Here is a 3,965-nt window from a genome sequence, read left to right on the forward strand (position 1 = left end):
TATAACCTTTCATGATGACCGTGTCGCCATCCTCGATAAAGTTGCGTGTTTCACCGCCTTTTAGGGTGACAGGTTTGGTCGCATTCCATGCAATCTCTAGCATTGAGCCATAAGAATCTGGCGTCGGTCCCGAAATAGTCCCTGAGCCCATCATGTCGCCAACCTCTACTTTACAGCCAGTAATAGTATGGTGAGTCAACTGCTGAGCCATTGACCAGTACATATATTTAAAATTGGTTTCGCAAACCACAGTTGCTTCTTCAGCATTTTCAGGCAATAACTCTACTGATAAATGGATGTCATAGCTGTTATTGCTGTCTTTTTCATTGAGATAAGCAAGTGGCTTTGGCTCTTGCGTTGGGCATGGCATCTTGAACGGTGCCAAGGCTTCCATCGTCACAATCCAAGGAGATACTTCAGAGGCAAAGGTTTTGGCATTAAATGGACCTAATGGCACATATTCCCATTTTTGAATATCACGAGCTGACCAATCGTTCAGCAAAACCATACCAAAAATATGATCAATAGCATTATCTACGGCAATCGGTTGACCGATATTATTCCCTTTACCAACGACGAATGCGGTCTCAAGCTCAAAGTCTAAACACTTACAAGGCGAGAAAATAGGACGATCATCAGCATTGGGTTTTAGCTGACCTGATGGACGTATTACCTCAGTGCCACTGACGATGACGGTGCTGGCGCGTCCGTTATAACCTACTGGCATTTCAGTCCAGTTAGGCAATAAGGCATTGCTTGGGTCACGGAACATGGTACCGACGTTGGTTGCGTGTTCTTTAGACGAATAAAAATCGGTAAAGCCTGGTACTTGAACAGGCAGATGCATGATGACGTCTGTTTGCTTAAATAGGGCTTTTTTCTGCAAATCGGCGTTGTCACGTAAAATATCGCAGTCGCTAGAGAGTAGCGTCTGAATGGTTTTACGCGCTTTACTCCAATTATCTCGACCAGAATCAATAAAGGCGTTTAAGGTATTTTGATCAAAATATGAGCCGCCCTCTAAACTCAATAGCCCTTCAGCTTCGAGTACGGATAAGTCTAATACTTGCTCACCAATAGCGACACCCGCGCGGCGTTTACCATCAGTGCCATTACTAAAAATGCCATAAGGCAGGTTATGAATAGAGAAGTCAGAATCGGTTGCAATATCGAGGAAGGATAAGAGATTTTTGTCAATCGTTGACATGAGCGGCTCCTTGCTAAAGCGAATATTAAATTACGTTATAAATAACTACTTACGCATAATGTAATTTATAGCGTAATTGAATGCAAGTTTTTTATGTGCTCGTTCTATAAATCGATTGATTTTTGATTGAGATAAAAGCTATTTGGTTATTGTTTTTGCTAAAAATATCACCACTACGAAATCCAGCGCATAAAAAAGGCCGAGCAATTATGCTCAGCCTTTTTGGAAAATCTCAGTAGATAGTATTAGACGATTAGTCTTTTAAGACGTCAACCATCGCATTGGCAACATAGTCGATATTGCTGCTGTTTAAGCCGGCAACACACATACGTGAGTTCGATACCATGTAGATACCATACTTGCTTTGTAGTTGTGCAACTTGTTCAGGTGTCAGACCTGTAAAGCTAAACATGCCGTTTTGTGCGGTCAAGTAATCAAAGCTACGACCTGGGATTTTTTCTTCTAATACTGATTTGAGTTTGGTACGCATAGATTTGATACGGTCACGCATCGTATATACTTCGCCAACCCATTGCTCATGCAATGCTTCGTCGTTCATAACGATATCAACTACGCGACCACCATGTGATGGCGGGCTTGAGTAGATACGACGTACCATAGAGTTCAGCTGACCAAAGACGCGATCAGTTTCATCTACCGTTGGGCATACGACTGATAGACCACCGACACGCTCGCCATATAGTGATAAGTTTTTAGAGAATGAGTTGCTCACAAACAATGGCAGACCCATATCGACGGCTTTACGAATCGCATAAGCATCGCTGTCCATATCTTCGCCAAAGCCTTGGTAGGCGATGTCCATAAACGGAATCAGCTCACGTGCTTGAATGACGTTTAGGACTTGATCCCATTGCTCACGAGTCAAATCAACGCCCGTTGGGTTGTGACAGCAAGGATGGAGTAAAAGAACGTCATCTTTATTCAACGTCTCAAAAAACGCGATCATTTCATCAAATTTGATGCCACCAGTAGTGGTGTCGTAGTACGGGTATTTACCGACTTCAACGTCAGACCCTTCAAAAATAGCAATGTGGTTGCCCCATGTAGGGTCACTAACATAGCACTTAGACTGCGGGAACCATTCGTGGATAAATTCTGCGCCGACCTTTAGTGCACCAGAACCACCAATGGTAGCGATAGTAGCAACCAAGCCATCTTGTAAAATCTGAGCGTCTTTACCAAATAGCAATTCTTGACAGCCTTTACGATGTCCTGGTAAACCTGCCATTGGCAAATACGGACGCGGCGAGATTGGGTCAGCAATACGCTGTTCAGCTGTTTTAACACACTCAAGCACTGGCATTTTGCCATCTTCGTCATAATAGACACCGACACCCAAATTGACTTTATCTAGGTTGGTATCCGCGGCAAATTTGTCCATCAATCCTAAGATTGGGTCGCCGGCATAGTAATCGATACGTTCAAACATGTGTTTTCCTTACAAGGGATATAAGTACAAAGGATAGAAGTTAAGGCGCTAAAAAGCATAAACCAGTTTGGGCATTAACTCAATGTTAGATTCCATTATCCCCACCAATTCATGCATTTTTTTGCTTAGTGATACTATTTTTCTTGAATCATCGTCTGACTTGCTGTGATAAAAGGTATAAAGCTGCCGGTTAAATCTTTTGTAAATCATCAAAATGGGTCGCAAAGTAGCCCTGCAAAAAATGCTTAAAAGCAATGCTGGCTGGTGATAGGGCACGCGATGAGCGTTGGTAAATAAAAAATCGGCGCATTTTGACAGGTTGCGTCAAAGGTCGCATCTGCAAACCATTGGCGCTGACCCAGTCTATCACCTCTGGCATATAAGGCAGACACAAGGTAATGCCAAAGCCTTGACGGGTCATCTCGAGCGCCGTCGACATAAAGTTCACTTTATAGCGCGCTTGTTGGATATGGGTTGCGATACGCTCATCAAGCTCAGCGGTCACTTGCTCAATAAATGGACCTTGCAGGGTAATAAGCGGCGTATCAATTAAATCCTGCCAAATAATTTCAGATTTACGTGCCAGCGCGTGGCTATCAGGCATCACCACACAAAACGGCAGCTGATATAACAAATCGGCGCTGACGTCATCTTCAGTGTCCATAAATTCAAGCTCAGTGCCCACGCCCAAATCCACCTCAATGTTTTGAATGTGTTCTAAGACATTTTCTGCTGAGCAATCAAGTAAAGACACGCTGATGTCAGGATATTCTTTGGCAAACTGAGCGATAACCGCTGGCATAGAGGAGGCAGCAAACTGTGATACAGCAAGCCTGACTTGACCTTGCGCTAAGCTCGTTAAGCTACTTGCTTCATTTTCAAACAGCTGCATCTCATTTAAAATGCGCCGCGCTTGTGGTAATAGATGCCGTCCGACTGCCGACAAAGACAGCTGGCGTGTAGTGCGATCAAACAAAACGATGCCAAGGCTAGATTCGAGCTCTTTTATCAATCCACTGACCGCAGATTGGGTCAAATGCATCTGATCACTGGCACGAGTAAAACTGCCATTATCAGCGACACTGATAAAAGCGGTGAGTTGGCGAATGCTAATATTCATAAGTAAACCTGATAAATAAATCAAAAAATACGATTAGTCTTATAAATCAAGCTAATCTAATATAAATGCATCGTCAATAAGAATTATTGATGAAATCTATTTTTAGCTGATTTTTAGCGCTTTATACCACCAATTGCAATTAAGGATGATGACAATGGCAGATTTATTTGACAACCCTATGGGCCTAC

Annotated in this window: 3 protein-coding genes; all 3 read right to left on the reverse strand. The window is 43.0% G+C overall.

Translation table 11 applies throughout. From position 1 onward, the window contains the following. Nucleotides 1-1,207, reverse strand: a 1,207-nt coding sequence (gene fahA / locus VLN09_RS07695; RefSeq protein ID WP_325245249.1) for a fumarylacetoacetase, incomplete at its 3' end; no start/stop codon positions are given. Between the two features lie 253 nt (nt 1,208-1,460). Next, nucleotides 1,461-2,657, reverse strand: coding sequence for an amino acid aminotransferase (locus tag VLN09_RS07700; RefSeq protein ID WP_325245250.1), 1,197 nt, complete (start codon nt 2,655-2,657; stop codon nt 1,461-1,463). Between the two features lie 190 nt (nt 2,658-2,847). Further along, nucleotides 2,848-3,777, reverse strand: a complete 930-nt coding sequence (locus VLN09_RS07705) for a LysR family transcriptional regulator (protein WP_325245252.1) — start codon at nt 3,775-3,777, stop codon at nt 2,848-2,850. Between the last annotated feature and the right edge of the window lie 188 nt (nt 3,778-3,965).

Origin of the sequence: Psychrobacter sp., assembly GCF_035469765.1 — a bacterium.
In the GTDB taxonomy this organism is placed as follows: Bacteria; Pseudomonadota; Gammaproteobacteria; order Pseudomonadales; family Moraxellaceae; genus Psychrobacter.